The sequence below is a fragment of the Microbacterium murale genome (assembly GCF_014635185.1).
GTDB classification, from domain to species: domain Bacteria; phylum Actinomycetota; class Actinomycetes; order Actinomycetales; family Microbacteriaceae; genus Microbacterium; species Microbacterium murale.
Map to the genome: position 1 here is coordinate 167,329 of NZ_BMCM01000001.1, position 26,544 is coordinate 193,872.

A 26,544-nucleotide genomic window follows, 5' to 3' on the forward strand; every position below is an offset into this window, starting at 1 on the left:
ACCGCCCGCGCGCGGCAGGCGCCTCAGAGCACCTTCGAGAGGAAGTCCTTCAGCCGGTCGCTCTTGGGCGCTCCGAACAGCTCGGCGGGCGTGGCCTCTTCGACGACCACTCCGGCATCCATGAACACCGTGCGACCTGACACCTCACGGGCGAAGCCCATCTCGTGCGTCACGAGCACCATGGTCATACCGCCCTCGGCCAGGTCGCGGATCACCTGCAGCACCTCACCGACCATCTCGGGGTCGAGGGCGCTGGTGGCCTCGTCGAACAGCATGATCTCGGGGTCCATCGCCAGCGCGCGAGCGATGGCGACACGCTGCTTCTGCCCGCCGGAGAGCGACGCCGGCTTCGCGTCCGCCTTCTCCGACAGCCCCACCCGGTCCAGCAGTGAGAGCGCACGATCGCGCGCCTCGGTCTTCGACAGCCGGCGGAGCTCCGTCGGCGCGAGGGTGATGTTCTCCAGCACCGTCATGTGCGGGAACAGGTTGAAGTGCTGGAACACCATGCCGATGCGCTGACGCACCTCGTCGAGCTTCACGCTCTTGTCGGTGAGATCGACACCATCGATGATGACGTGGCCTGACGTCGGCTCCTCGAGCTTGTTGAGGCACCGCAGCAGGGTCGATTTACCCGAGCCCGACGGCCCGATGACCGCGACGACCTCGCCGTCATCGACTGTGAGGTCGATCCCCTTGAGCACCTCGTTGTCTCCGAATGACTTGTGCAGGTCCCGGACTTCGATCTTGCTCATGCGTTGAACTTCCTCTCCAGACGATCAGCGAGCAGTGTCAGCAGAGTGATCACCACGAAGTAGATGACGGCGACGATGGTCAGCACCTGGGCCGACAGGTAGGTGGAGGCGATGATCTGGCGCGACTGGAAGGTCAGCTCCGCGAGCCCGATCACGCTGAGAAGTGACGTGTCCTTCAGCGTGATGATGCCCTGGTTCACGAACGACGGGATCATGATGCGGAACGCCTGCGGCAGCACGACCTTCTGCATCGTCTTCCACTGCCCGAGGCCGAGGGAACGCGACGCTTCCGTCTGGCCGGGGTCGACGGCCTGGATACCGCTGCGGATGATCTCGGTCATGTACGCGCCGGTGTTGAGCGACAGCGTGATCGCGCCGGCCACGAACGGATTGAACGTCAGCCCGGGGAACAGCTGCGGGATGGCGAAGAACACGAAGAACGCCTGCACGAGGATAGGCGTACCGCGGAACACATAGACGTACGCGGTGGCGAGCCAGCGGTAGAGGAAGAAGCCGGAGAGCCGCCCGAAGCCGAAGACGAGGCCGAGGATGAACGCCGCCACGATCGCGATGATCGTCGCGAGGATCGTGAGCCACAGGCCCTCCATCAGCGCAGGCCAGTACTGCACCGCGACCGAGATGATGTCGGTGGGCTGCGTCGACTTCTCGCCGCCACCGAGGTAGGTGTCGACGATCTCGTCGTACTCGCCTGATTCCTTGAGGTTGGCGAGACCCGCGTTGATCATCTCGAGAAGTTCGGGGTTCTCGCCCTTGTTGACCGCGACGCCGTACTCGCCGCCGAGCTCCGGCTCACCGATCAGACGGAAGCCGGATCCCTGCTGGATCCCGTAGGCGAGCACCGGGAAGTCCTCGAAGTAGCCGACAGCCTGGCCGGCCTTCACGGCGTCCACCATGTCGGTCGTGTCCTGGTACGGGTCGACGCGGAAGCCGTATTCGTCCTTGTTGTCGTCCGCGAAGGTCTGCCCCTGCGTGCCGGTCTTGACCGCGACGGTCTTGCCGTCGAGGTCGTCCAGGGACTGGATGTCGCTGGCCTCGAGCACGCCGAGCTGGATGCCGCTGGTGAAGTACGGGTCGCTGAAGTCGAAGGTCGCCTTGCGCTCGTCGGTGATCGACATGCCCGCCATGACGGCGTCGACCTGGTTCGACTGCAGCGCCTGTACTGCGGCGTCGAACCCGAGCTGGCGGATCTCGACCTCGAAGCCCTGGTCTTCGGCGATCGCACGGAGCAGGTCCATGTCGATGCCGACCAGGTCGCCGTTGGAGTCGGTGAACTCGAACGGCGCGAAGGTCGTATCGGTGCCGATGACGTAGCTCTCGGTGTCGTCGGCGGCGACGGCCGCGGGTGCGCCGCCGAGCAGCACTCCGGCCGCGACGAACGCGGTCAGCGCCATCGCCCCGGCTGTGCGCCCGAGCGTGCGCAGGCGCGCGATCGCTGGAGAAGGATTTCGGATCACGACGGATGCTCCTCGGATCGGATCATGCGACCGGACAGCCGCGGTGACCCAGCCTAGCCTTGCCGGTCGCTGAGCCCGTCGAAGCGTCCCGGCAGCCCCGCGACCAATTCATCGAAGACAGCGGTCGCGTCGTCCAGCACGGCGAGCGGCGCAGACTGTCCGAGCCACAGCGATTGCAGCTCACCGAGGTTCTGCTCCCCCGCCGCGGCGCGGAACCTCCCCGTGAGCCAGTTCTGCATCGGGAACGGCGCGATCGTGCCGCTCGCCTCGATCGCGCGCACAGCGCGGTTGCGGGCGCCACGGGCCAATCGACCGCTCATCGCCCTGGTCAGCACGCTCGCATCGGCCGCTGTCTCGCGGATCGCCGCCCGATGCGCGTCGGATGCCGCCGACTGCGACGTGGCGAGGAACGCCGTGCCGACCTGCACGCCGTCGGCGCCCAGCGCGAACGCCGCCGCGACCCCTCGACGATCGGCGATGCCGCCCGCCGCGATCACCGGCACGGAGACGGCATCCGCCACCTGTGGCACGAGTGCGAACGTACCGACCAATGAGTCGGCAGCCGACCGGAGGAACGAGACGCGGTGGCCTGCCGCCTCGGACCCGGACGCGATGATCGCATCCACTCCGGCGGCGTCCAGCGCGACCGCCTCGGCGACCGTCGTCGCCGAACCGACGACGCGGATGCCGCGCCGATGAGCCTCTTCGACGACGTCGGTCGACGGCACCCCGAAGACGACGCTCAGCACGGCAGGGGCCGCGTCCCAGATCGCCTCGAGCTGCTCGTCGAGCGTCGGCAGATACCGCTCGGGCCGTGCGGGCACGTCGACGCCCACCGCCTCGTAGAACGGCTCGAGCGCCTGCGCGAACACCGTGTGCTGCGGACCCGGGTCGACCTCGTCGCCGGTGGGCAGCCAGATGTTCAGCGCGAACGGCTGATCCGTCGCCTCGCGCAGCGCTGCCGCCGTGGTGCGGATCCGCTCGCCGTCGTACCCGTAGAGCCCGTACGCACCGAGACCACCCGCATCACTCACCGCGGCGGTCAGCGAGATCGACGACAGTCCGCCGAAAGCTCCCAGAAGGATCGGATGCCGGACGCCGAGGATCTCACGCAGTTCGCTCATGCCTCCGAGGCTACGCTTCAGCAGCCCGCTGATATCCTCGATGACATGACGGACTGGATCGAGCAGCTCATGCAGCTCGTGCTGTCCGCCCTCGGGCTCTTCAACATGCCCGACCTCGCGTCGCTGGATCTCGCGGCGTTGAGCCTCGCCGTCGCCCTGCTCGCCGTCACTGCCCTCGTCGTCGCCATCACGCTCGGCGTGGTGCGGACAGGACAGGGGTCGGCTCCGCATCCGCTTCGCGCCATCGGCCGATCAGTGCTGCTCTCGCAGAGCGATCCGGATGCCGCAGGCCATCCCCGTCCCAGGGCACCGGGAGTCGTGCGCGCCGCGTGACCGTCCGTTCGTGACGGGAGCGCGGCACTCCGCCGACCCTCCCGCACACTCTGAACGGACCTCTCTTGGACATCTATGCCTTTCCGCCGATCGCGGCGATCCTCGACGCCGCATACGGCGTCCTCACCGGCCTCGCCGATCTGCTCGCACCGTTCGCCGGCACGGCGGCGGCTGCGGCCGCCGTCATCCTCATCACCCTCATCATCCGCGCACTGCTCATCCCCGTCGGCATCTCTCAGGCCAAGGCCGAGCAGACCCGCGCCCGGCTCGCGCCGAAGCTGCGTGAGATCCAGAAGCGCCACAAGAAGAATCCCGAGCGTCTGCAGCGCGAGACCATGCAGCTCTACAAGGACGAGAACACCTCGCCGTTCGCCGGATGCCTGCCAGTGCTGCTGCAGGCGCCGGTGATCGGCATCCTCTACACCCTCTTCCTGCGCACCGATATCGCGGGGCACCCGAACGACCTTCTGACGCATGATCTGTTCGGCGCCTCACTCGGCACGAGCCTCGTGAGCACGCTGACCACCGGCCCGTTCTCGCTGCCGACGCTCGTCGTCTACTGCGCGCTGATCGCGATCATGATCGTCGTCGCCGAGATCACCCGCCGCGTGTTCCGCCCCGTGCCCGTCGACGACTCCCCGATGTCATCGCCAGGGATGCTGCGCATGATGAGTGCGCTGCACTATCTGACCGCGGTGTTCGCCGTGTTCGTGCCGTTGGCTGCCGGGCTCTACCTCACCGTCACGGTGGCGTGGACGCTCGTGCAGCGGGTGATCCTGCGCCGGCGATACCCGTTGCCGGTCAGCGTGAGTTGAGTCAGCGTGGGTTGAGCGCGACGCGAAGCGGCGCACCGGGTGCCGCCGCTGCGGCGACCGCCGCATCCACATCATCCAGCTGGTGCACAGCGCCGACCACGTCGGCGAACGGATAGGCGCGCCCCCGGCCGGCGAGGAACCCGACTGCGGCTGCGAGCTCGGCGCCGGTGTAGTTGTGCACGCCCGTCACCGTCAACAGCCGCCGGACGACGCTCTCGGCGTCGAGGGGAACCGGATCGGCGGGGAAGACGCTGCCCACCAGCACGACGGCTCCGCCGACGTCTGCCACCGCGATCGCGTCGGCGACGGCGTGACCGGATGCTTCGATCACGATGTCCACCGGCGCCGTCGCCTTCACGGCCGAAGTCGCTCCGAACCGCTCTGCGAACGCCCGCCTGGATGGGGCGGGATCGACGACTGTGACATCGGCTCCTTCGTCGGCCGCGATAGCCGCGGCCGAGAGCCCGACGAGTCCCGCGCCGTACACGAGCACCCGCGTGCCCTCGAGGCTGCGGCCTGCCGCACCGCGGGCGACGGCAGCCCATGCCGTGGCCGTGGCGCACGAGGCCGGCGCGAGCACGGCGGCCGGAAGCGCCTCCGGCACCCGTACGATCGTGGTTCCCGCACGCAGGTGCACATGGCTCGCGAAGCCGCCGGTCAGCTCCCACCGAGGGCCGATCCGCTCGTGACCGTACTTCGCCAACGTGCGACATTTCTGAGTCAGTCCCGCTGTGCACCGATCGCAGGTGCCGCACGACACCGTCACAGACCACACCGCGCGATCGCCGATGCGCAGAGCGGCGCCGTCTGCCGCCGTCGCGCCCCCTTCGCCGATCGCGATCACCCGGCCGACGCTTTCATGGCCGAGCACCAGCGGCGCCGGCGCCGACCTGTGCCCTTGGACGGTGTGCACATCGGAGCCGCAGATGGTCGACAGCTCGACAGCGATCAGCACGTCTCCGTGCCCGAGGCCCACTCCCGGCACCGCGACGGTCTCATGCTCCTGGCCGACGCCGAGCCAGACCTTCGCCGTCGCCGCGGGTCTCAGCGTCACGTCCTGCCGTTCATCGTGCGGCAGTAGGGTGCGCATGTCAGGAGGTCCGCGCGAGGGCGGTGCCGAGAAGTGCACGCTCGTGAAGAGTCGGCAGCAGCGCGGTGACATCGTCGAGCACAGCATCCGCCCCTGCGCGCTCCAGAGTCGCGCGATCATGCGCACCGCTGAGGACGCCCGCGACGAAACCGGCGCCGGCACCGCGACCGGACTGCACATCACTGCTGGTGTCGCCGACGACCGCCACGGCGGCGACGGCGGACGTCCCCGTACGCAGCAGCGCGGTGAGCACCAGGTCGGGTGCCGGACGGCCGCGACCGGCGTCGACCGGCGACAGGGCGATGTCGATCAGACCGTGCCAGCCGAGTCCGTCGATCAGTGCGTCGCGGGTGACCGGCGCGAAGCCCGTCGTCAGCGCGACCTTGAGACCGGCATCGCGCATCTGCGCGATGGCCTCTGCCGCGCCGGGGATCTCCGCCACGCCCTGCTCAGCGACGATCTCGGAGTACGCGCCCTCGAACGCAGCGGTGGCGGCCGTGGCTGCGGCGACATCACCACCGGAAAGGTGCGTGAAGACGTCGATCTTCGACATCCCCATGGTGTCGCGGACATACTGCAGGGCCTCCGCCCACGGCATCCGCTCGGCAACGCCGGTGCGCTCCGCCGCGCGCTGGAAAGCCTGCTCAACGACACCGTCGTCGAGCACGGTCGTTCCAGCCATGTCGAGGACGACGAGTTCGATAGCGGTCATGGGGTTCCTCCCTGTACGGGCAGCGATGCCCGGTCGAATGCAGTGTCAAGAGTGCGCTCCGCGAGGCCGAGCCCCGTCGTCATCCCGATCCCCGTGGTGGCGGCGATCACGTGCAGCGCAGGTTCCGGCTGCTCGATGAGGAACTCGGAAGCGGCGGATGCGTAGACGCCCTGCCAGCGCTCCAGCACCCGGAATTCGTCGACATCGAAGAGCGCCGACGCCTCATCGAGGAACGCGTCGAAGGCCGCCTCGGGCTGGAACGGTCCTGGTTGAATCGCCTTGGCGTGCGAATCGCCCAGGATGAGCGAACCGTCTGGCAGCTGCGTGTACATCTGGTTCAGATCGAGCGCGGCGAGCTCCGGCCGTTCGGCGTGCAGCCGCTCGCGCAGTGCCGTGGTCTCGGCGAAGGCGGCGAAACGCCCGTAGCGCAGCAGCGACCAGGCGGTCAGCAGCGGCGCATCGAGAGCATGCTTCAGAGGAGCCGAGACGCGCATCATGTCGAGCGCGCAGCGGACCACGCCCGCACTCTCCGCGAGGTCGGGCAGCAGCTGGTCGATGTCGTGACCGGTGGCGACGACGACGAGGCCAGCGTCGATCACACCGCGTGTGGTCTGCACACTACCGGATGCCACGACTGTGGCCGCTGTGCGGAAACGGAACTCGACGCCCAGGGATGCAAGATGACGGACGATCGCCCCGGCTGCCTCGCGCGGGTCGGTCTGCAGATCGGGCGTGATGAGTGCACCGCCGATCACAGCGTCGCGACGCAGCGGCGCTCGATTGAGCAGCTCGTCGGCGTCCAGCATCCGGATGTCGGCATCCGCTCCCTGCGCGTGTGCAGCCCGTTCCAGCACGGAGAGTTCGTCCGCCTGTCGTGCGGCGACCAGCGTGCCCGATTCGCGCAGCCAGAACCCGGCATCCGTCGCAAGACGCAGCCAGATGTCGCGCGACGCATCGGCGAACTCGCGGGCGAGTCCCGACTGCGCTCCGATACAGATGTGACCGAAGTTACGGATCGTGGCGCCGACCGGCCCATCGGTGCGATCGAGGACGATCACGCTGAGACCCCGGCGGATTCCCGCATACGCGGCACCGAGACCGATGATGCCAGAGCCCACGACGACGAGGCCGGCGGCTTGGGAGGCCACAGGATGACGCGTCATGATGGCCTTTCCAGGTGTGGGGATCTGAACCACTGTGACACCCGGAAAACTCACATGACGGCCGAAAGTGTGAACGTTCGACGCGCGTTCACCACCCCGACTTCCGGGTTAACGTCAGGCAAACTCGCTCGCTGGGCAGCGACGACGTCCTGGTCTGAGCGAATGCAACGCGATCGTGGCGATGCAAGAGGTGGGCGAACTCGAATCGCGCCGGAAAAGAATGAGTATCGCTGGCGGCCATAGGCAACACGAGCGACTCAGAAGATCAGCGACCGCGAGCGCGACAACTTTTAACACCAGAATCGCGCTCGCGATCAAGCGCTGGGGACGCTTCTTCAGCCCAGGCGCTGGGGACGCCTACTTTGGGTGGTTCTCAACCTACCGAGACCCTTACAGCGCGAGAACGCCCAAAGGTCGAAAGAGTATTGGACTTTCGTCCAGACTCTGACCGGAGGGCACGTGGAACCTTCGCTCTTCAGCCGATCGGCAACGAGGCCGACACGATCCACTGGCCGTCGACAGCGCCGGCGTCGAACTCGCCGCTTGCACCGACGACACGCTCCGCCATCCTGTTCACTCCGGTACTACTGGAAGGAAGATCTCGCCTTGGCGTCTCCGGTAGCGGACTGCTGATCGCCAGCCTCAGCGCCTCGTCGTCGACATCGAGTCTTATGCTCACGTCGCCGGGCCCCGCATGCTTCAAGATGTTCGTCGCCGACTCGCGCATGATGCGCGCGAGGATGATCTCACCGGCGCGGTGAATGCGCTCATCGCGTGGGTCTCCTTCGCAGATCACCGGATGGCCCGCGGCCTCGATCTCGCCGCGTGCCTCTTCGATCGCCGTCGCGAGGTCGCCGGAGTGCACTGCGGACGAGCGCGGCCCGTCGTCTGCGAGTTCGATCACGAAACGCAGATCCGTCATCGCCGTCTTCGCGGCGACACGAATCGCCTCCTGCGAGTCACTGCTGCGTTCAGCATCGTCGAGCATCTGAACATGCAGCGCGACGACGGTGAGGTGATGCGCGATGCTGTCATGCAATTCGCCGGCGATCCAACGGCGTTCCGCGAGGACCGCTTCGCGCTCGTGTTCTGCGCGCTCCGCGAGCTCCTGCTCCAGTCTTCGCCCCTTGTCCAGGGCGATTCGGAGAGCAAAACCGATCGCTCCCGCCACTATCGCGATGATCAGGTAGGCGCCGACGGTGACCGGGACGTTCGTATCGCCGTATGCGACGATTACGGTCGCCACCAGGAAGGCAGCGATGTAGGACAGGACGAGCGCGGTTCGACCCAACCGCATGACGAGTCCTACCGCCACAGCGGCGGCGAAGATCGACTCGGATTCTGTACCCGCGACGAACGACAGCGCGAACACGATTCCGAGCGAGATTGTGGCCACCCATGGCGACCAGAGGTACAGCGCGAACACGATCGAGGTCGCGATGCTGAGGACGGATTGGAAGAGGCTGGGGCTGTAGGAGAAGACGAGGCTGGAGACGTCGACGGCGATGACGCCGCCGATGACCACGAGCATCACGACACGCTCGAGAGTGCTCAGCGCCCCGGCTCGCGTCAGTCGAAGGAAGCCAGAGCCATCCGGGAGTAACCGACCGAAAGCCATGGTTCAGTATCTCCTATTTGCCAAATGCGCTAGCCTTAGAAACCGAAGGCCTTCGCCATCATTTGCCAGAAAGTCATAGTATTCACCACCAAGATTAGGTCTTACGTCGAATGTCTAAACTCATCTTCTCGGTGAACAAGCCTCAGCACATCTGACTACTGGACAGTCTTTTTTGGCCAAAGGTCTAGGGCATCCGCGACAACCCTCCTGGCGGTTAGGCTTCTCCCATGCCGGAAATCCGTGTTCTCATCGTCGATGACGATCCGCTGGTGCGCTCAGCGCTCTCGCACTTCGTGTCGCGCGACGCAGAGATCGAGGTCATCGGCGAAGCCGAATCCGGTCTCGAAGCGATCGCCTTCGTGGAGCAGGACATGCCGGACGTGATCATGATGGACGTGCAGATGCCGGAGATGAACGGCATCGAGGCGACCGCAGCCATCGCGCAGCGCTGGCCGGACATCCGCATACTGGCCGTGACCACCCTCGAAGGAAGCGACACCGTGCTGCCGATGCTGAGCGCCGGCGCCTCCGGGTACATGCTCAAGGACTCCAGTGCCGCGAGCATCGTCGCTGCGGTCCGGGAGGTCCACAACGGTGCCAGTTCCCTCTCCCCACGGATCGCGTCCATGCTCATCGAACACGTTCGCGCGACCGAATCCGTTGGGTCCGACCAGGCCGAGCCTCTCGTTCCGCTCACCGAGCGCGAGACAGAGGTGCTGCAACGCCTCGCGGAGGGCATGTCGAACGCGGAGATCGCGCGCGCACTGATCGTTTCCGAGGGCACGGTGAAGGCACATCTCGGCAGCATCATGTCCAAGTGGCATGTCCGCGATCGGGTGCAGATCATCGTCGCCGCCGCACATGCCGGGCTGGTCGCCTTCCGCTGACCTCTTCCTTCGCGCGGCTAGGATCGAAGGGCCCCGTAAGCAGAAAGTCCCCCATGCCCGTCACTCCGGTCGCTCTTACCCACGCCGAGGATCTCGCCGACTTCGTCGCAGCCTCGCCCTCCAGTTACCACGCCGCAGAAGAGGTCGCACAGCGCCTGGAATCGGTCGGATTCGCGCGACTGGATGAGGGTGACGCGTGGCCGACGCAGGCCGGTGGTCGCTTCGTCGTCGTGCGTGACGGGGCAGTGATCGCGTGGGTCGTGCCGAAGGATGCTGCGCCCACCACCCCGTCGCAGATCTTCGGCGCACACACCGACTCCCCCGGCTTCAAGCTCAAGCCACAGCCGACCACGGGTTCGCGCGGCTGGTTGCAGGCCGGCGTCGAGGTCTACGGCGGACCACTGCTGAACTCCTGGCTCGACCGCGAGCTGCGCCTGGCCGGACGCCTGGCGCTCGCCGACGGCCGCGTCGTGCTCGCCGACACCGGTCCGCTGCTGCGACTGCCGCAGCTCGCCGTTCATCTGGACCGCGGAGTCAACAACAACGGACTGGCACTCGACAAGCAGAACGAGACGCAGCCGGTGTGGGGCCTCGGCGATCCGAGCGCGGAGGACCTGCTGGGCGAACTCGCCGCATCGGCGGGCGTGAACGCCGCCGACATCCGCGGATTCGATGCCGTCGTGGCCGACTCCGCACGAGGTGCGATCTTCGGCAAGGACAACGCCTTCTTCGCGAGCGGACGGCTGGATGACCTCGCGTCGGTGCACGCCGGCGTCATGGCGTTGGCCGGGCTTTCGTCTGCACCTCGCGGGATCGCCGTGCTCGCGGCGTTCGACCACGAAGAGCTCGGCTCCGAGTCCCGCTCGGGAGCGGCAGGACCGTTCCTGGAAGACATCCTCGCGCGCATCTACGCCGGGCTCGGCGCTGATGCCACCGAGCAGCGCCGCGCGCTCACGGCGTCCTGGCACCTCTCCAGCGACGTCGGGCATTCGGTCCACCCGAACTACGCGCAGAAGCACGACCCGGTGGTGCAGCCTCTGCTCGGATCCGGCCCGATCCTGAAGATCAACGCCAATCAGCGCTATGCGACCGACGCCATCGGAGCCGCTGCATGGGCCGGATGGTGCGAGAGCGCCGGCATCGCGTCACAGGAGTTCGTCTCGAACAACGCCGTGCCGTGCGGTTCGACGATCGGTCCGATCACGGCCACCCGTCTCGGCATCCGCACGGTCGACGTCGGCATCCCGATCCTCTCCATGCACTCGGCACGCGAACTCGCCGGCGTCGCCGACCTGCATGCACTCGCGCAGGTCGCGGAAGCGTTCTTCGCCGCCTGACCCCGCAGGCACCGGCGCGGTGCCAATATGGGGGCATGTCAGAGAAGATTGCGGCCGCGCCGGCGCTGATCGAGCGCGCCGGCATCGAGATCATCCCCGAGTCCGAGCGCACCGCGAAGCCGCGCGACCTGTTCTGGCCGTGGTTCGCCGCGAATGTGTCGGTGTTCGGTATGTCGTACGGATCATTCGTGCTCGGCTTCGGCATCTCGTTCTGGCAGGCGACGATCGTATCGATCATCGGCATCGTGGTCTCGTTCCTGCTCTGCGGCCTGATCGCGATCGCCGGCAAGCGCGGCTCGGCGCCGACCATGGTGCTCTCGCGAGCCGCGTTCGGTGTGCAGGGCCAGAAGGTCCCAGGCATCATCTCGTGGCTGACCTCGATCGGCTGGGAGACGTTCCTCGCGATCCTGGCCGTGCTCGCGACTGCCACCGTCATCACGCAGCTCGGCGGAGACGGCGAGAGCATCGCCCTGCGGATCATCGCGACCGTGATCGTCGCCGCACTCATCGTCGTGGCATCCGTCCTCGGGTATCACACGATCATGAAGCTGCAGTCGGTGCTCACCTGGATCACCGGCATCGTGACGATCCTCTACGTGATCCTCGCGTTCTCGCACATCGACTTCGAGGCCGTGCTGTCGCGCCCCGACGGCAGTCTCGGTCAGCTCATCGGTGCCCTCGTCATGGTCATGACCGGGTTCGGACTCGGCTGGATCAACATCGCCGCCGACTGGTCGCGCTACCAGAAGCGCACCACCTCCGACGGTGCGATCGTGTTCTGGAACACCGTCGGCGGGTCCGTCGCACCTGTCATCCTCGTGGTCTTCGGCCTGTTGCTCGGAGCCTCGGACGAAGACCTGTTGAACGCGATCGCCGCCGACCCGGTCGGTGCGCTCGCGACGATCCTTCCGATCTGGGTGCTCGTGCCGTTCCTGCTCACCGCGGTGCTCGCCCTCGTCTCCGGCGCCGTGCTCGGCATCTACTCCTCCGGGCTCACACTTCTCAGCCTCGGCATCCGCATCCCTCGCCCTTCTGCTGCCGCGATCGACGGCGTGATCCTCACGATCGGCACGATCTTCGTCGTCTTCTTCGCGACCGACTTCCTCGGGCCGTTCCAGAGCTTCCTCATCACGCTCGGCGTGCCGCTGGCGTCGTGGGCCGGCATCCTCATCGCCGACATCCTGCGGCGAAAGAAGGACTACGACGACGACGCGCTGTTCGACTCGAAGGGCCGCTACGGCGCGTGGGACTGGACCTCGATCATCACCATGGTCGTCACCAGCGTGATCGGATGGGGCCTCGTCGTCAACAACTTCGCCGCCGACGCGCCCTGGAACAACTGGCAGGGCTACCTGCTGTTCCTGATCGGCGGACGCGACGGCGACTGGGCGTATGCGAACCTCGGCGTGTTCTTCGCACTGGTGCTGTCGTTCCTGGTCACCTACTTCGCCCGCGCGGCGAAGATCCGTCGTCAGGAGCAGGCGTGAGCGATACGCCCGGCTCGGGGTCCGACCCCTGGCTCGTCGTCATCGACCCGCAGAACATCTTCGCCTCCCCTGACTCGGCCTGGGGATCGCCGTTCTTCGCGGAGGCGATGCCGCGCATCCGTGCGCTGGCGGATGCTTTCGGCGATCGCGTACTCGTCACCAGATGGATGCCGACGGCCGACCGCTCCACCTCATGGGGTGAGTACTTCGCGGAGTGGCCGTTCGCCGATCAGCCGCCGACCGATCCGCTGTTCGACCTGGCTCCGGATGCCGCAGGTCTCTCGAATAGGCCCACCCTCGATCTGCCGACCTTCGGCAAATGGGGCCCGGAGATCGAACAGATCGTCGGGCACGGCGCATCGATCGTGCTCGCCGGCGTCTCGACCGACTGCTGCGTGATCTCGACGGCGCTGGCCGCGGCGGATGCCGGCGCTCACGTCACCGTCGCCACCGACGCCTGCGCAGGGTCGACGGCCGAGAATCACGCCGCAGCCATCACCGTGATGGGCCTGTATCCGCCGCAGATCACCCTGGCGACGACGGACGAGGTGCTCGCGAGGGCGTGAGGGGCTTCGACTCGGGCGGTCAGGCGGCGGAGCGGACGGCGGCGGCGATATCGGCGGGCGTGCCGTGCCACGGGGCGCCATGGCCGGGCAGAACCCAGGATGCCGATACCTCGGCGAGGCGATCGAGCGAGGCGTCCGCACCAGAGGGATCGTCGGTGAACGGCGCCGGCTGGGCACCGTCGTGTCCGGTGAGGACGTGCCTGGTCGTGAGAGCGTCGCCGACGAACACGGCATCCGCCATCGGAATGTGGACGGCAACACTTCCCGGCGAGTGCCCCGGCATCCCGATGATCACGGGCGCTCCTGGCAGGTCGAGCACGTCGCCGTCGGCGACCTCCGTCACCTCCTTGACGTAGATGGGTCGCAACGCCTTCTTACGGATGCCGTAGGCGAAGAAGCCCAGCATCGGCCCGAGCTTCGACGGTCCCATCGGCGTCTTCGGCTTCTCCCCCGTCCGCGCCCGCTCCGCGTCGGCGGCATGCACGAAGATCGGGACGCCGTGCTCGCTGCGCAGCCGCTCGGCGAAGCCGATGTGATCGCTGTCGCCGTGCGTGAGGATGAGTCCCTTGATGTCGGAGAGCGGCCTGCCGAGGACCGCCATCTCCTCCTGCAGGTCTCGCCAATGCCCCGGCATCCCCGCGTCGATCAGGGTGACGCCCTCCGGCGCATCGACGAGATACGAGGCGACGATGTCGTTGCCAAGGCGGTGCAGATGCGGTGCGAGCTTCATGGTGTCCTGCCGATCGGTGTGCGGTGTTTGCGATGGCTACATTACGTAGCTATCATGGCTAATGTCAATAGCCTTGCTGACTCACGACCGGAGATATCGCCATGCCGACGCCCGAACGCACCACGTCCGCCGCGATCGTCGCCGCAGGACGTGAGGTCCTCGAGGCCGCAGGTCCATCCGGATTGACGATGCACGCTGTCGCGATCCGTGTCGGGGTGCGCGCCCCCTCGCTGTACAAGCGGGTGCGGGACCGGGATGCGCTGGTCGCGGCCGTCGCGGAGTCGGTCGTCGACGAGCTGTCGGCCGAACTCGAACGCGTCGAGCAGGACGATGCGCGGCCAGGCAAGGTCGACGACCTGCTGACCGGCCTCGCTACGACGTACCGCGCGTTCGCTCGTGCACATCCGGAGGGATTCCGCCTGATGTTCACGGCATCCGTTCCGCTGTCGTCCCTCGACCGCGCGGCCGGCCCGGTCCTCCGCGCGAGCGCTGCACGCGTCGGCCAGGACGACGCACTGGAGGCCGCCCGTCTCCTCACGGCATGGATGACCGGATTCCTGCAGATGGAACTCGCCGGCGCGTTCCGCCTCGGCGGCGACGTCGACCTGGCGTTCGACTACGGCCTCAGCCACCTGCTCAAGGGCCTCGACGGCTGAGTTGCTCGTTCAGGTCGCGTTACTGCCACACTGATCGGTGGAGGGGATCCCATGACGACGATCGCGCCTGAGAACGACGCGCACGAAGACCGCACCCACGACGACGGCAACCGCCCCAAGAAGGCGCATCGCCGATGGTTCAAGACTCGAGTCACGCTCGGGATCATCATCGCCGTCGCCCTGATCGTGGCGATCATCGGCGCGATCACACCCTGGCCGTCGGCCATGGTGATCCGAGCCGTCTTCACGCAGGGCGGAGACGCGACCGCCGCCGAGATGGACAAGCACGTCCCCGACACGAAGCTCACCGAGACGCTCGATGTCGCCTACGCCGATGAGGGCGTCGACACGACGATGGACGTCTTCACACCGGCATCCGCCACTGGTCCCCTGCCCACGATCGTATGGATCCACGGCGGAGCCTGGATCTCGGGCTCGAAGGAGAACGTCGATCCGTACATGCGCATCCTCGCCGCTGAGGGTTACACGACGATCGCCGTGAACTACACACTCGGACCGGAGGGCTTCTACCCGAAGGCCGTGCATCAGATCAACGATGCGCTCGGATACATCGACGAGCATGCTGACGATCTCAACGTCGACAGCACGCAGATCGTGCTCGCCGGAGACTCCGCCGGCGGGCAGCTGGCGAGCCAGATGGCGACGCTCATCACGAGCCCCGACTACGCCGAGATCATGGACATCACACCGAAGATGTCCGCCGACCAGGTCGTCGCCACCGTGCTCAACTGCGGCGTCTACGACCTCGCCGCACTGGCACAGCTCGACGGCATCGTCGGCTGGGGCTTCAAGTCGTCGATGTGGGCGTACGCCGGTACGAAGACGTGGGCCGAGGATTCGTCGGGCGCGACCATGTCGACCGTGAACTGGGTCACGGAGGACTTCCCCACCACCTACATCTCCGGCGGGAACGGCGACGGCCTCACCTGGCTCCAGTCGATTCCGATGGCCGATCGTCTGAACGAACTCGGCGTCGATGTGACGACGCAGTTCTGGCCGGCGCCGCATGAGCCGCAGCTTCCGCACGAGTACCAGTTCCACCTCGACATGCCGGATGCCCAGACCGCTTTGCAGAAGACGATCGACTTCCTCGGAGCGCACACCACCCAGCCCTGACGCGCGACCAGCCCTGACGCCTGACCGATCGTTCGGGATATCCTCGGGGATCATGGGCACAGACACGACTGACTCGGCCGGCACCACCGATCCCGCCGGAAACGAGCGGCCTCTGGAGGACACGATCGTCACCGACCTCTCCGGTCGCATGACGTACGGGTCGTACCTGGAACTCGATCGACTGCTGTCGGCGCAGCATCCGGTCAGCAGTCCAGAGCATCACGACGAGATGCTGTTCATCATCCAGCACCAGACCACCGAGCTCTGGCTGAAGCAGCTGCTGCACGAGATCAGCTCTGCCCGCACACTGCTGGCGAGCGACGACCTGCGCGAAGCGCTGAAACGCGTCGCGCGCGTCAAGCGCATCCAGGACGTCATGACGCAGCAGTGGTCGGTGCTGGCGACTCTCACCCCGACCGAGTACGCGCAGTTCCGCGGGGCGCTGGGCAACTCCTCCGGATTCCAGTCCGTGCAGTACCGTGCCGTCGAGTTCGCCCTCGGCAACAAGAACGAGCGGATGCTGTCGGTCTTCCGCGACCACCCGGCGAACCTCGCGCTGCTGAAAGTCGAGTTCGAGCGACCGACGCTGTACGACGAGTTCCTGCGCTTCGCGGCCCGACGCGGGCTGCCGATCCCCACCGAGATCCTTGAGCGTGATGTGCGGGAGCCGTACCGCCCGCACCCCTCGCTCGTGCCGGCGATCCGCGAGATCTACGAGAACCCGAACACCCATTGGGATCTCTATGAAGCGTGCGAGGATCTCGTCGATCTCGAGGACAACTTCCAGTTCTGGCGCTTCCGGCATCTGAAGACAGTCACCCGCACGATCGGGATGAAGCCGGGCACAGGCGGATCGAGCGGGGTCGGGTTCCTGCAACGCGCGCTGGAGCTGACCTTCTTCCCCGAGCTCTACACGGTGCGCACCGAGATCGGCGGCTGATGCGGGCCGCGGTCTGCTGGTTCGACGGCGAGGAATGGCGTGACGGCGTCGTCGCCGCTGGCGCGTCCGGGCCTCGCCTGCTCCCGGATGCCGACAACAACGGCCTCCCGCGCCTCAACGGCGTGATCACCGGCGGTTTCACGGATCACCACGTGCACCTGCAGCTCGTCGAGCTCGCGCCGCTCGCCGGTTCGACTCTCGGACGGGTCGTCGACCTCGGCGGTGATCCGGCGGTGCTCGAGGAGCTGCGGCCTCTGGAGGGCGTCGAGGTGCTGTACGCCGGGGCGTTCCTCACCCCGCCGGGCGGCTATCCGTCGAACCGTTCTTGGGCACCGTCCGGATCGGTCCGCGAGGTCGCCGACGAGGATGCCGCCGAACGTGCGATTGCCGAGATGAAGGATGCGGGTGCTGTGCGCATCAAGGTCGCGAGCAACAGCACGGCCGGCCCGGTGTTCTCCGACATGCTGCTCCGCGCGATCATCTCCATCGCCGCATCTCATCGCGTTCCGATCGTCGTGCACGCCGAGGGGCGAGGAGAGGCGCAGCGCGTCGTCCGGCTCGGCGCGGAGCGGCTCGCCCACGCGCCGTTCTCGGAGAGACTCAGCGATTCGGAGATCAGCGGGCAGGCAGCATCCGCCGCATGGATCTCCACGCTCTCGATCCATGACGGCGAGACCTATGACATCGCAGTCGACAATGTCCGCCGCTTCCGCTCCGCCGGTGGCACCGTGCTCTACGGCACCGATCTGGGAAACGGTCCGATGCCCGTCGGATTGAACCCACGAGAGATCGCCGCTCTGCGAGAAGCCCGTGTCGACGGCTCGGACCTGCTGCAGGCACTCGCGCCGTTGGATCCCACGGCCCCCGGATCGCGTCTGCTGTTCTTCCCCGGTTGCACACCCGACACGGCCAACCCGCTCCTCGCCCGACTGCTCACTCCCGCTGATCTGGAGGCCTGACATGACCGATCTCCTCGCCGAGGCCCAGGGCCTCGACGGCCTCGACCCGCTCGCCGTCCATCTGGATGCCTTCGTCGACGCTCCCGGCGTCAGCGCGTACCTCGACGGCAACTCCCTCGGCCGGCCGCTGCGCTCGCTCCCCGAGCGCCTCGCGGAGTTCGTGCGGGACGACTGGGGCACCCGGCTCATCCGCTCCTGGGACGAGCAGTGGATGGATCTGCCGACCGAGCTCGGCGACCGCATCGGCCTGGTCGCGATCGGCGCCGCGGCGGGCCAGACCGTCGTCGCAGACTCGACCACTGTGCTGCTGTACAAGCTCATGCGCGCGGCGGTGGCGGCGCGGACCGACCGCTCCGAGATCGTCATCGAGGAGGGGAACTTCCCCACCGACCGTTTCGTCGCCGAGGGCATCGCCGCCGAGCGCGGGTTGACGGTGCGCTGGCTCGCGGCCGATCCTGTGCACGGCGTGCGGGTCGAGGACGTCGCGAGTGCGGTCTCGGAGCAGACCGCCCTCGTCGTGCTCAGTCACGTCGACTACCGCTCCGGCGCGCTGGCCGACATGAAGGCGATCACGGATGCCGTGCACGAGAGCGGCGCGCTGATGCTGTGGGACCTGTGCCACTCGGCCGGCGTGATCCCGATCGAACTCGACGCGTGCGGCGTCGACCTCGCGGTCGGCTGCACGTACAAGTACCTGAACGGCGGGCCGGGCTCCCCCGCCTTCGCCTATGTGAACGAGCGTCATCATGGCGTGCTGCACCAGCCCATCCAGGGGTGGATGGGCGCCGGAGACGTGTTCGCCATGGGATCCGCGTATGCGCCGGCCGACGGCATCCGGCAGTTCATCAGCGGCACGCCGCCGGTACTCGGAATGCTGGCCATGCAGGGAATGCTCGATCAGATCGAGACTGCGACGATCGACGGCGTGCGCGAGAAGTCGAAGACCCTCACAGACTTCGCAGTGCGGGCGTTCGATGAGCTGCTCGCACCGCTCGATGTAAGACTGCTGAGCCCGCGGGATGCGGGCAAGCGCGGCGGCCACGTGACGATCGGCCACCCGGACTTCGCCGAGGTGACGAAGACGCTGTGGGCCGACGGAGTGATTCCCGACTTCCGCTTTCCCGACGGCATCCGCCTCGGCCTGTCGCCGCTGAGCACCTCGCATGCGGAGGTGCTCAGCGGCGTGCTGGCCGTGCGCGACGCGCTGCGTGCGCGCGCAGACGGATAATCAGTCGGCGACGGCGCGCAGGAACCCCGTCACGTTCTCCTGCAGACGCAGGATGCGCAGTTCGCGCGCCGTCTCGCGGTCGAAGCCCTCGTAGGCGAGCGGCGGCAGCCGCCGCACGGTGCTCGAGCAGCCGAACTCGGCGCACACCAGCGTGCCGATCGTGTCGCCCTTGCGGCCGGCGGCGCCGGCTTTGCGTGCCGAGTACAGCTGGACGTCGTGGCGGAGCGTGACGTCTTCGCACCACGAGCACTGCGCACGCGCGAGCACGCGCTGCTCGGCACGCTGCAGGAGCGCGCCGGTGAGGACGCCGTCGACCTCGGTGACCACGTACGCGCGCCGCGGGAACTTCTGGTCGGACCAGCCGAGGTAATCGAGCCGGTCGAAGTCGATCTCGGCGAAGTCCTGCGGAAGAGAAAGGGAGGAGACCTCTTTGCGGGAGGCGTTGATGAAGGACGCGCGGATGGCGCGCTCGTCGATGGGACGCATGGAAGAGCTGCTTTCTGGAGTGTGGTGAGAAGGTCACGGCATCCGTCAGATGGATGCCGGGTATCACGAGTCACCGGCGACGGGGGTTCCGCCTCCGGCTCGCACTCAGCCTCTGCCGCCGGCGCTCGACGCGCCTGCAACCGCCTTCCGCGCCCTCAGGGCGCTCATCGAGAACAGCACCCGGCGAGTTTACACCCGTGCGCCGAGCTCGGCGAGTGATGCCGCGATCCGCACGATGGGCGCGAGAGACTCTTCCTCGCCGATGGTGATGCGGATGCCGTCCTCACCGTATCCACGGACGATGAGCCCCGCGTCGGCGAAGGCCGCCACCGCGCGGGCGGTGCCGAGGCCGGTGGGCAGCCACACGAAATTCGCCTGCGATCGGGGAACAGTCCAGCCGCTCTCACGAATCGCCTGCGCGAGCCGGTCGCGCCGCTCGGCGATCACGCGCACGCGTTCGAGGAGGGCGGGCTCGGCGTCGAGGCTGGCCAGCGCCGCCTCCTCGCCGTGCGCAGTCACGGAGAGCGGGATGCCGGCGATGCGCGCGGCCTCGAGCACGCGAGGGTGCCCGATAGCGTACCCGACCCGCAGCCCGGCCAGTCCGTACGCCTTGGAGAACGTGCGCAGCACGACGACGTTCTCGTGTCCGGCGGCGACGACGCGTCGCCCGTCGACGACGCCGGCATCCGTCGCGAACTCGGCGTAGGCCTCATCGAGCAGCACGAGCGCACCGGGCGGCACCCTCGCGAGGAACGCGTCGAACGCCGCCTGTGTCACAGCGGTTCCCGAGGGGTTGTTCGGGCTGCACACGACGATGAGCCGGGTGCGCTCTGTGATGGCGTCCGCCATCGCGTCGAGGTCGTGACGCTCATCCGCATCCAGGGCCACCGCGATCGGCACTGCCCCGGAGACGTCCGCCATCCAGGGATAGCCGTCGAAGGATCGCCAGGCGAAGAGCAGCTCGTCTCCCGGTTCGCACAGCGCCAGGGCGAACTGCTGCAGCAGCGATGTGGAGCCCGCGGTCACGTGCACGGCATCCGCGCCGACGCCGAAGCGCTCCGCGAGCCGCGCGCGCAGCCGTGGCGCCGACGCGTCCGGGTAGCGATTGAAAGAGACGGTCCGGTGCACGGCATCCACTACCCCCGGGAGTGGGCCGAAGGGATTCTCGTTGCTGGAGAGCTTGAACGCGTCCGCTCCCGCCTGGGCGCCCTGCTGGTACGCGGATCGTGCGGCGATGCGTGCGCGTGCCGCGATCGGCGGCGTAGCCGACCACGACCGCATCAGACGCGCTCCAGACGTCGCCATGCGAGTTCGGCGAGCACTGAGGCCTGCAATCCGAGCACCGAGTCGTCGAACACCGCACGTTCGGAGTGCAGCGGCCCGGAGTCCACGTCGGGCGCAGCGCCGAGGAACACGAGCGTTCCAGGGACCTCTTCGAGCACGTACGCGAAGTCCTCTGATGCCATCGACGGCACCTCGAGGCGAATGACACGCTCGGCCCCGACCAGATCGTCGAGCACGTCGAGCACGAAGGCGGTCTCAGCGGGGTCGTTATAGGTCACCGGGTACGAGGCGATGAACTCGGCGTCCAGCGTGCAGCCGTTCGCTTCGGCGATTCCCGTGAGCATCTTCGGCAGCTGTTCACGGACTGTCTCCAACGTCGCCTTCGAGAGCGTCCTGATGTTCGCCTCCAGCTGCACCTCGGCCGCCAGCACGTTACTCGCGGCAGAGTCGCTGCTGAGGCGAGTGATCGAGATCACCGCCTGGTCGGTGGCGGGAAGACGGCGCGCGGCGAACGTCTGCACCGCGAGGATGAGCTGCGCCGCCACAGGGACGGGGTCGATGCCGTTCTGCGGGAAAGCGGCATGCCCGCCCGTACCTCGCAGTGTCATGCGCAGCGCGCTCGCGCTGGCCATCATCGAGCCCTGCCGGGTGACGAGCTGCCCGCGCTCGAGCGTGCATTCGACGTGGATCGCGTATGCCGCGACGGGGCGCTCGCCCGCGACCTCCAGCACACCCTCGTCGAGCATGATCCGGCCGCCGGCCTGCCCTTCTTCCCCGGGCTGGAACATGAAGATCACGGTTCCGGGGAGTTCGTCGCGACGTGCGACCAGGAGACGGATCGCACCCAGAAGACCCGCCATGTGGAGATCGTGCCCGCACGCGTGCATGCGTCCGGACGTCGAGGCGTAGTCGAGGCCGGTGGCCTCGCGCACCGGCAGGCCGTCCATGTCGGCGCGCAGCAGCACGACCGGCCCTGGTCTCACACCTCGAAGCACGGCGGTCACCGAGGTGAGGGCGGTGCCGGTCGTGATCTCCAGCCCGAGTCCGGCGAGTTCGCGCAGGAGGACCTCTTGCGTGCGCGGCAGATCGAGACCGAGCTCGACCACCTGGTGCAGCTCGCGCCTGACCGCGATCAGGCTGTCCTGCAGTACCGCGGCATCCGCCTCGAATCGCGTCATCAGAACTGCATCCTCTCGCCGAGCACTGGCACCGCGTCCAGGTGGTCACTGGCACCGCGTCCAGGTGGTCACTGGCACCGCGTCCAGGTGGTCCGAGCGTATTCAGCGAGAAGGATCCGCAGAATGTGCGCCGATCATACGGATGGCTGATTCCGGTGTGCGAATCCCCCAGAGCGAAGTGATCAGGCTTCGGAGTCGGCCGGCGGCTCGACGACCACGAGATCGGAGAGCGGATAGGCGATGCACAGAAGCGCGCGACGGGTGCCGTCGACGGCGACGGACTCTCCTCTGTCGATCTCGCCGAAAAGCAGTCGCGCCTCACACGTACGACAGGTGCCGGCGCGGCAGTCGGAAGGCAGTTCCAGTCCGCTGTCCTCAGCGAGCTCGAGGAGCGTCTGCTCCCCGGTCGCGACCCAGGTCTTCTCGAGTCCGCGTGATGCGTAGACGACGGTCGCGTCCGCCTGGCGCCGAGGTGCCGACGGATCGACCGCGCTCGGAGCGAACTCCTCCGCGAACACGTGATCCGGGTTCGCGCCGGCAGCGATCAGCCCTTCCTGCACCGCATCGTTGAACTCGACAGGGCCGCACACGTACATGTCGCTCTCGAACCAGGGGATGCTCGCCCTGCCGTCGGGCACCGAAAGATAGTTTCCCCGCATCACGTCGATGACCCGCTCGGCGGTGATCCGTCCGCGGTGCACTGATGCGCGATCGGGCGCCGCGGCCTCCGGCACGGCGTCATCTGGAGCAGCGGAATAGAAGTAGTGCAGGTTCAGATCGTCGTGCGCTCCGAAGAGCTCGTCGAGTTTTTCGCGGAAGGCGGTGTGCTCAGGCGTCCGCGACGCGTAGAGCAGCCACAGCGGCGGCACGTGCCCGCGCGCGAGATGGGATCGGATCATCGCCATCATCGGGGTGATGCCGATCCCCGCAGCGATGAGGACCACCGGCCGGAAACTGCCGCGATCGAGGCGGAAACGACCCGCCGGCGAACGCAGTTCGACGTGAAGCTCGCCACGCGCCGCCCGGAACAGAGCACCGCTGCCCAGACCGCCGGAGAGGCGCTTGACCGTGATCCGGAACCGGTCGGGTTCGCCCGCGAAGTCCGAGAGGCTCCAGGTCCGCACGATCGGCTGCGCGCCGGGAGCGCTCAAGCGCACGACGACGTGCTGTCCGGCGCGGAATGCCGGAAGGATGCCACCGTCCGAGGGCTTGAGCGAGAAAGAGCGCACATCGGCGGTCTCCTCGACGATCTCGTCGATCTCGAACGGGCGCCATCCCCTCCAGGCACCGGGAGAATTCCGCGCATCCCGATCGAGTCCCGCCAGCTTGAGCGTCAGAGTACCCCGCACCGTCGCGCTGAGGTGCTCGGATGCGAGCGCCCTGTCGATCGTCTCGCGCTGCACGGTCGTCACCCCGGTACCGGAGTCGCACAACAACGACAGGTCTGCGACCGAGGGCATCCCCTCGCCCCCACCGAGCAGGACGAGATCGTCTCCCGGGCGGACGACTCCCGGCTCGATCACCCCGAAGTAGGCTCCTGAGCGGCCGGACAGACGGAAGCGCCGCATGAAGGTCTTCGGCTGTCCGAGCCGCCACGTGAGCTTCCAGCACGGCACTCTCGGACCGGTGACGACGATCGTGGCGGTGCCCAGCCGATATCGGTCACCGACTCGCAGCTGCGTCTGATCGAGCGTGTCCAACGTCAGATTCTCCGCGAAATGACCGTCATCCCAGTCGTCGCGCGCAACGCCGAGCTCCTCGGACCAGTAGTCATAGCTTTCGTGGTCGAAGGCGTACAGGTGGTCGCTGTGCACCGCGACCTCGTCTCCGGCGGCTCCGGTCGTCGTGATGACCCACGGTTCCGGCACCGGCGACTTCACGTATGCGGTGCGAACGTTCTCACCATCGATCAACTGGGTGCGGATCTTTCCCGCGCTGAAGGCGATGAGGTGCATCAGGTGCGCCCCGGCCCTCCCGCGTCAGGCATCTTCGAACTCCATCTTCCGGCCGAGGACCGGAACCGCGGTGAGCAGCTCCCGAGTGTACGACTCCGACGGTGCCTGCAGCAGAGATTCCGTCTCTCCTCGTTCGACGATCCGCCCGTCGCGCATCACGGCGATCTCGTCGCTGATGTAGCGCACGACCGCGAGGTTGTGCGAGATGAACAGCATCGTCAGGTCCAGCCGCTGCTGCAGATCACGCAGCAGGTTCAGGACCGTGGACTGCACTGAGACGTCCAGCGCGCTGGTCACCTCGTCTGCGATGAGAATCTCCGGATCGCCCGCGAGCGCCCTGGCGATGGTGATCCGCTGGCGCTGGCCACCGGAGAAGGACTTCGGCAGCTCCCCCGCCCTGGCCGGGTCGAGATCGACCTGCCGGAGCAGCTCGGCGACGCGGTCGCGACGAGCCTGGCGGGAGAGGTCGCGACCCGTCGCTCTCAGCCCCTCCGCGATGGATTCGCCGATCGGCATCCGCGGGTCGAGTGCGGAGAACGGATCCTGGAACACCATCTGGATGCGCCGACGGGCGGTCCGCGCCTCGCGTCGACGTCCGACCGAGCTGACACCGTGCACGCGGATGTCGCCCGAGTGCACCGGGGCCAGCCCCACAGCGGCGTTCGCGATCGTCGACTTACCGGAGCCCGACTCGCCGACGAGCCCGAGCGTGCGTCCGGCCGGCACCTCGAGGGACACCCCGGATACGACCTCTCGCCGCCCGTACCGAACATGCAGATCGTGGAGTTCCAGTGCGCTCACGCGGACACCTCCTCAAGCTCAGAATGCGAAAGATCACCGATGACGGGCAGCGGGCGCGTGCGGTCCGAGCTCATGTCCGGAAGGCAGGCGATCAGCGCCCGCGTGTACGGGTGCGTGGCCTGCTCCTTGATGCGCGCAGCATCCAGTTCTTCGACGATCTCGCCGTCTTTCATCACGACCACCCGATCGCAGAAGCCGGAGACGAGGGCGATGTCATGAGAGATGAAGACGATGCCCGCGCCGGTGGCGTGCTGCGCCCGGCGCAGTACGCCGAGCACTTGACGCTGCACCGTGACGTCGAGCGCCGTCGTCGGTTCGTCGGCGATGATCAGACGCGGATGTCCGGTCAGCGCGATGCCGATCATCGCGCGCTGCCGCATCCCGCCGGAGAACTGGTGCGGGTAATCGCCGAGTCGTGCGGACGGATCGGGGATGCCGACGGCATCCAACCCCTCGACAGCGCGGGCGCGCGCCTGCGCCCTGCTCATACCGAGATGCTGCTGAGGCACTTCGGTCAGCTGGCGTCCGATCGTCAGCGCCGGGTTCAGCGAGGTGAGCGGATCCTGGAAGATGACGCCGAGTTCGACACCGAGACGCTTCCGGTCGGCGGACGTGAGCTTCGCAGCGAGGTCGATGTCGTCGAAACGACGCACCTCGGCTTCGACGATGGCCGGCGCTTCCAGAAGACCCGCGAGCGCCATCGCTGTCAGGGATTTTCCCGAGCCCGACTCGCCGACGATGCCGACGACCTCACCGGAGCGGACCCGCAGACTCACACCGCGGACACGCTCGACGATCCCGCCGTCGCCATCGGGGTAGGAGATGTGGAGGTTCTGCACCTCGGCGAGCGCCGTATCGCTGTCGTTCGTGGACGCAGGAGCTGCCGCCGTCGACCGGGATCCGACGCGTGTGAGCGCCGCCAGCCGGCTCGCACGGGCGACCGCCCGCAGCCCCTGACCAGGCTGTTCGGCGATCGTCTCAGCGATCATGGTGAACACGAGCCCCGAGAAGACGATGGCTATGCCTGGGCCGATGGCTGCCATGGGGTTGGTGTAGAGATGCCCGAGACCTTCGTTGAGCAGTCGACCCCAGTCGTATTCCGGCGCCTGCACGCCGAGTCCGAGGAACGAGAGCCCGGCGAACGCGAGCAGGGTGACGCTGGCGGATGCCGCGGACTGCACGAGCAGCGGGTTCGCGATGTTCGGCAGCACATGCTTGAACATGATCCCCAAGGGGCCGACACCGACGACCCGCGCCGCACGCACGTAGTCCTGATCGGCGACGGACGACGCCATGTTGTAGACGAGTCTCGTGATGCTGGGGATGCCGGCCAGGCCGATCGCCAGCATCGCCCCGGTCGCCGAAGCGTCCCAGATCACCGTGAAGAACAGCACGAGCAGCAGCCACGGGAACGCCAGCAGCATGTCCATCACCCAGATCAGCGCCCGTCTGGCGTGCTTGGGGAGAATGGCCGCCGTGAGCCCGATGATGAGGCCGCCGCCGATGAGCATCGCCGTGGCTCCCGCGGTGAGCAGCAGCGAGAGGCGCGCGGCGACCATGACCCTGGCGAAGATGTCGCGGCCGATGTCGTCGGTGCCGAAGACGTGCTGGGCGCTCGCGCCGGACCATCGCTCGGCGATGTTGCGTTCCGTGGCCGCCGTCATCCACGTGTCGGGGCCGATGATCGCGATCGTGACCAGCACGGCGATGCCGATCAGTGCGGCGATGCCTGGCACGCTGATCCAACGCGATCGGCGCCGCGGCTTCTCGGGTACGGTGCTGATGAGGTCGGCATCCGGATTACGGGGAACGATCGTCGTCATCTCGACAC

The 26,544-nt window shown here is 67.4% G+C and carries 25 protein-coding genes; 11 read left to right on the forward strand and 14 right to left on the reverse strand.

What is annotated here, in order from left to right; genetic code table 11:
* Positions 1-23: 23 nt before the first annotated feature.
* From IEV67_RS00810 to IEV67_RS00820, 3 genes are read right to left on the reverse strand one after another with little or no spacing between them, the layout of a single operon-like run.
* Complete coding sequence (locus tag IEV67_RS00810) at positions 24-752, reverse strand: amino acid ABC transporter ATP-binding protein (RefSeq protein ID WP_188434633.1); 729 nt, start codon at positions 750-752, stop codon at positions 24-26.
* Entirely contained in the window at positions 749-2,227 is a 1,479-nt protein-coding gene (locus IEV67_RS00815) for an amino acid ABC transporter substrate-binding protein/permease (RefSeq protein ID WP_188434634.1), read from the reverse strand. Before IEV67_RS00815 ends, IEV67_RS00810 begins: the two co-directional genes overlap by 4 nt.
* A gap of 53 nt (positions 2,228-2,280) precedes the next feature.
* Positions 2,281-3,351: an NAD(P)H-dependent flavin oxidoreductase gene (locus IEV67_RS00820; RefSeq protein ID WP_188434635.1), complete on the reverse strand. Its 1,071-nt coding sequence runs from the start codon at positions 3,349-3,351 to the stop codon at positions 2,281-2,283.
* A 45-nt stretch (positions 3,352-3,396) separates the two neighbouring features.
* Here IEV67_RS00820 and IEV67_RS00825 point away from each other — a divergent pair, with 45 nt between their 5' ends.
* The gene (locus IEV67_RS00825; protein ID WP_188434636.1) at positions 3,397-3,684 is read left to right on the forward strand and encodes a DUF6412 domain-containing protein; all 288 of its coding nucleotides are present in this window, start codon (positions 3,397-3,399) and stop codon (positions 3,682-3,684) included.
* Positions 3,685-3,749: 65 nt separating this feature from the next.
* Positions 3,750-4,499 carry a YidC/Oxa1 family membrane protein insertase gene (locus tag IEV67_RS00830; protein WP_188434637.1) on the forward strand — a complete coding sequence of 250 codons (750 nt, stop codon included), beginning with the start codon at positions 3,750-3,752 and terminating at the stop codon, positions 4,497-4,499.
* Between the two features lies 1 nt (position 4,500).
* On the opposite strand, the gene IEV67_RS00835 is transcribed toward IEV67_RS00830, so the two are convergent.
* From IEV67_RS00835 to IEV67_RS00850, 4 genes are all read right to left on the reverse strand, one after another.
* Positions 4,501-5,589: an alcohol dehydrogenase catalytic domain-containing protein gene (locus IEV67_RS00835; RefSeq protein WP_188434638.1), complete on the reverse strand. Its 1,089-nt coding sequence runs from the start codon at positions 5,587-5,589 to the stop codon at positions 4,501-4,503.
* A gap of 1 nt (position 5,590) precedes the next feature.
* The gene (locus IEV67_RS00840) at positions 5,591-6,301 is read right to left on the reverse strand and encodes a phosphonatase-like hydrolase (RefSeq protein ID WP_188434639.1); all 711 of its coding nucleotides are present in this window, start codon (positions 6,299-6,301) and stop codon (positions 5,591-5,593) included.
* The gene (locus tag IEV67_RS00845; RefSeq protein ID WP_188434640.1) at positions 6,298-7,464 is read right to left on the reverse strand and encodes a TIGR03364 family FAD-dependent oxidoreductase; all 1,167 of its coding nucleotides are present in this window, start codon (positions 7,462-7,464) and stop codon (positions 6,298-6,300) included. Before IEV67_RS00845 ends, IEV67_RS00840 begins: the two co-directional genes overlap by 4 nt.
* A 475-nt stretch (positions 7,465-7,939) precedes the next feature.
* Positions 7,940-9,082 carry a sensor histidine kinase gene (locus IEV67_RS00850; protein ID WP_188434641.1) on the reverse strand — a complete coding sequence of 381 codons (1,143 nt, stop codon included), beginning with the start codon at positions 9,080-9,082 and terminating at the stop codon, positions 7,940-7,942.
* A 227-nt stretch (positions 9,083-9,309) separates the two neighbouring features.
* On the opposite strand from IEV67_RS00850, the gene IEV67_RS00855 reads away from it, so the two are divergent.
* The 4 genes from IEV67_RS00855 to IEV67_RS00870 are packed head-to-tail and all read left to right on the forward strand — an operon-like array spanning position 9,310 to position 13,359.
* Positions 9,310-9,969, forward strand: coding sequence for a response regulator (locus IEV67_RS00855; protein ID WP_033105982.1), 660 nt, complete (start codon positions 9,310-9,312; stop codon positions 9,967-9,969).
* Between the two features lie 53 nt (positions 9,970-10,022).
* Entirely contained in the window at positions 10,023-11,306 is a 1,284-nt protein-coding gene (locus tag IEV67_RS00860) for a M18 family aminopeptidase (RefSeq protein ID WP_188434642.1), read from the forward strand.
* A 35-nt stretch (positions 11,307-11,341) separates the two neighbouring features.
* Entirely contained in the window at positions 11,342-12,793 is a 1,452-nt protein-coding gene (locus IEV67_RS00865; RefSeq protein ID WP_188434643.1) for a purine-cytosine permease family protein, read from the forward strand.
* Positions 12,790-13,359, forward strand: coding sequence for a cysteine hydrolase family protein (locus IEV67_RS00870; RefSeq protein ID WP_188434644.1), 570 nt, complete (start codon positions 12,790-12,792; stop codon positions 13,357-13,359). Before IEV67_RS00865 ends, IEV67_RS00870 begins: the two co-directional genes overlap by 4 nt.
* Before the next feature lie 19 nt (positions 13,360-13,378).
* Here IEV67_RS00870 and IEV67_RS00875 read toward each other — a convergent pair whose 3' ends face one another.
* Positions 13,379-14,089 (reverse strand): MBL fold metallo-hydrolase, encoded by a 711-nt coding sequence (locus tag IEV67_RS00875; RefSeq protein WP_188434645.1) that lies wholly within the window; start codon positions 14,087-14,089, stop codon positions 13,379-13,381.
* A 101-nt stretch (positions 14,090-14,190) separates the two neighbouring features.
* Here IEV67_RS00875 and IEV67_RS00880 point away from each other — a divergent pair, with 101 nt between their 5' ends.
* Genes IEV67_RS00880 through IEV67_RS00900 form a run of 5 tightly spaced genes read left to right on the forward strand, consistent with a single transcriptional unit; the run spans position 14,191 to position 19,009 of the window.
* A complete protein-coding gene (locus tag IEV67_RS00880) occupies positions 14,191-14,745 on the forward strand; it encodes a TetR/AcrR family transcriptional regulator (RefSeq protein WP_188434646.1) in 555 nt (184 codons plus the stop codon).
* A gap of 51 nt (positions 14,746-14,796) precedes the next feature.
* The gene (locus tag IEV67_RS00885; RefSeq protein WP_188434647.1) at positions 14,797-15,882 is read left to right on the forward strand and encodes an alpha/beta hydrolase; all 1,086 of its coding nucleotides are present in this window, start codon (positions 14,797-14,799) and stop codon (positions 15,880-15,882) included.
* Positions 15,883-15,934: 52 nt separating this feature from the next.
* Positions 15,935-16,822, forward strand: a complete 888-nt coding sequence (locus tag IEV67_RS00890; RefSeq protein WP_188434648.1) for a tryptophan 2,3-dioxygenase — start codon at positions 15,935-15,937, stop codon at positions 16,820-16,822.
* Positions 16,822-17,781 (forward strand): amidohydrolase family protein, encoded by a 960-nt coding sequence (locus IEV67_RS00895; RefSeq protein WP_188434649.1) that lies wholly within the window; start codon positions 16,822-16,824, stop codon positions 17,779-17,781. Before IEV67_RS00890 ends, IEV67_RS00895 begins: the two co-directional genes overlap by 1 nt.
* Position 17,782: 1 nt before the next feature.
* A complete protein-coding gene (locus IEV67_RS00900; RefSeq protein ID WP_188434650.1) occupies positions 17,783-19,009 on the forward strand; it encodes a kynureninase in 1,227 nt (408 codons plus the stop codon).
* On the opposite strand, the gene IEV67_RS00905 is transcribed toward IEV67_RS00900, so the two are convergent.
* From IEV67_RS00905 to IEV67_RS00930, 6 genes are all read right to left on the reverse strand, one after another.
* On the reverse strand, positions 19,010-19,495 hold the full coding sequence (locus IEV67_RS00905; RefSeq protein ID WP_188434651.1) for an FBP domain-containing protein: 486 nt from the start codon (positions 19,493-19,495) through the stop codon (positions 19,010-19,012).
* 189 nt (positions 19,496-19,684) lie between these two features.
* Positions 19,685-20,776 carry a histidinol-phosphate transaminase gene (locus IEV67_RS00910; protein ID WP_188434652.1) on the reverse strand — a complete coding sequence of 364 codons (1,092 nt, stop codon included), beginning with the start codon at positions 20,774-20,776 and terminating at the stop codon, positions 19,685-19,687.
* Positions 20,776-21,957: a M20 metallopeptidase family protein gene (locus IEV67_RS00915; protein ID WP_188434653.1), complete on the reverse strand. Its 1,182-nt coding sequence runs from the start codon at positions 21,955-21,957 to the stop codon at positions 20,776-20,778. The genes IEV67_RS00910 and IEV67_RS00915 overlap by 1 nt, the downstream gene beginning before the upstream one ends.
* A 182-nt stretch (positions 21,958-22,139) precedes the next feature.
* Positions 22,140-23,912, reverse strand: coding sequence for an MOSC domain-containing protein (locus tag IEV67_RS00920; protein WP_188434654.1), 1,773 nt, complete (start codon positions 23,910-23,912; stop codon positions 22,140-22,142).
* A 24-nt stretch (positions 23,913-23,936) separates the two neighbouring features.
* A complete protein-coding gene (locus IEV67_RS00925) occupies positions 23,937-24,713 on the reverse strand; it encodes an ABC transporter ATP-binding protein (RefSeq protein WP_188434655.1) in 777 nt (258 codons plus the stop codon).
* A complete protein-coding gene (locus IEV67_RS00930; RefSeq protein WP_188434656.1) occupies positions 24,710-26,536 on the reverse strand; it encodes a dipeptide/oligopeptide/nickel ABC transporter permease/ATP-binding protein in 1,827 nt (608 codons plus the stop codon). The genes IEV67_RS00925 and IEV67_RS00930 overlap by 4 nt, the downstream gene beginning before the upstream one ends.
* Positions 26,537-26,544 lie beyond the last annotated feature (8 nt).

Bases quoted from the DNA above. Each gene is read 5' to 3' on its own strand.
- IEV67_RS00810 (WP_188434633.1), bottom strand. From the start codon at position 752: ATGAGCAAGATCGAAGTCCGGGACCTGCACAAGTCATTCGGAGACAAC.
- IEV67_RS00820 (WP_188434635.1), bottom strand. From the start codon at position 3,351: ATGAGCGAACTGCGTGAGATCCTCGGCGTCCGGCATCCGATCCTTCTG.
- IEV67_RS00825 (WP_188434636.1), top strand. From the start codon at position 3,397: ATGACGGACTGGATCGAGCAGCTCATGCAGCTCGTGCTGTCCGCCCTC.
- IEV67_RS00835 (WP_188434638.1), bottom strand. From the start codon at position 5,589: ATGCGCACCCTACTGCCGCACGATGAACGGCAGGACGTGACGCTGAGA.
- IEV67_RS00840 (WP_188434639.1), bottom strand. From the start codon at position 6,301: ATGACCGCTATCGAACTCGTCGTCCTCGACATGGCTGGAACGACCGTG.
- IEV67_RS00845 (WP_188434640.1), bottom strand. From the start codon at position 7,464: ATGACGCGTCATCCTGTGGCCTCCCAAGCCGCCGGCCTCGTCGTCGTG.
- IEV67_RS00850 (WP_188434641.1), bottom strand. From the start codon at position 9,082: ATGGCTTTCGGTCGGTTACTCCCGGATGGCTCTGGCTTCCTTCGACTG.
- IEV67_RS00855 (WP_033105982.1), top strand. From the start codon at position 9,310: ATGCCGGAAATCCGTGTTCTCATCGTCGATGACGATCCGCTGGTGCGC.
- IEV67_RS00860 (WP_188434642.1), top strand. From the start codon at position 10,023: ATGCCCGTCACTCCGGTCGCTCTTACCCACGCCGAGGATCTCGCCGAC.
- IEV67_RS00865 (WP_188434643.1), top strand. From the start codon at position 11,342: ATGTCAGAGAAGATTGCGGCCGCGCCGGCGCTGATCGAGCGCGCCGGC.
- IEV67_RS00875 (WP_188434645.1), bottom strand. From the start codon at position 14,089: ATGAAGCTCGCACCGCATCTGCACCGCCTTGGCAACGACATCGTCGCC.
- IEV67_RS00880 (WP_188434646.1), top strand. From the start codon at position 14,191: ATGCCGACGCCCGAACGCACCACGTCCGCCGCGATCGTCGCCGCAGGA.
- IEV67_RS00885 (WP_188434647.1), top strand. From the start codon at position 14,797: ATGACGACGATCGCGCCTGAGAACGACGCGCACGAAGACCGCACCCAC.
- IEV67_RS00890 (WP_188434648.1), top strand. From the start codon at position 15,935: ATGGGCACAGACACGACTGACTCGGCCGGCACCACCGATCCCGCCGGA.
- IEV67_RS00895 (WP_188434649.1), top strand. From the start codon at position 16,822: ATGCGGGCCGCGGTCTGCTGGTTCGACGGCGAGGAATGGCGTGACGGC.
- IEV67_RS00900 (WP_188434650.1), top strand. From the start codon at position 17,783: ATGACCGATCTCCTCGCCGAGGCCCAGGGCCTCGACGGCCTCGACCCG.
- IEV67_RS00905 (WP_188434651.1), bottom strand. From the start codon at position 19,495: ATGCGTCCCATCGACGAGCGCGCCATCCGCGCGTCCTTCATCAACGCC.
- IEV67_RS00910 (WP_188434652.1), bottom strand. From the start codon at position 20,776: ATGCGGTCGTGGTCGGCTACGCCGCCGATCGCGGCACGCGCACGCATC.
- IEV67_RS00915 (WP_188434653.1), bottom strand. From the start codon at position 21,957: ATGACGCGATTCGAGGCGGATGCCGCGGTACTGCAGGACAGCCTGATC.
- IEV67_RS00920 (WP_188434654.1), bottom strand. From the start codon at position 23,912: ATGCACCTCATCGCCTTCAGCGCGGGAAAGATCCGCACCCAGTTGATC.
- IEV67_RS00930 (WP_188434656.1), bottom strand. From the start codon at position 26,536: ATGACGACGATCGTTCCCCGTAATCCGGATGCCGACCTCATCAGCACC.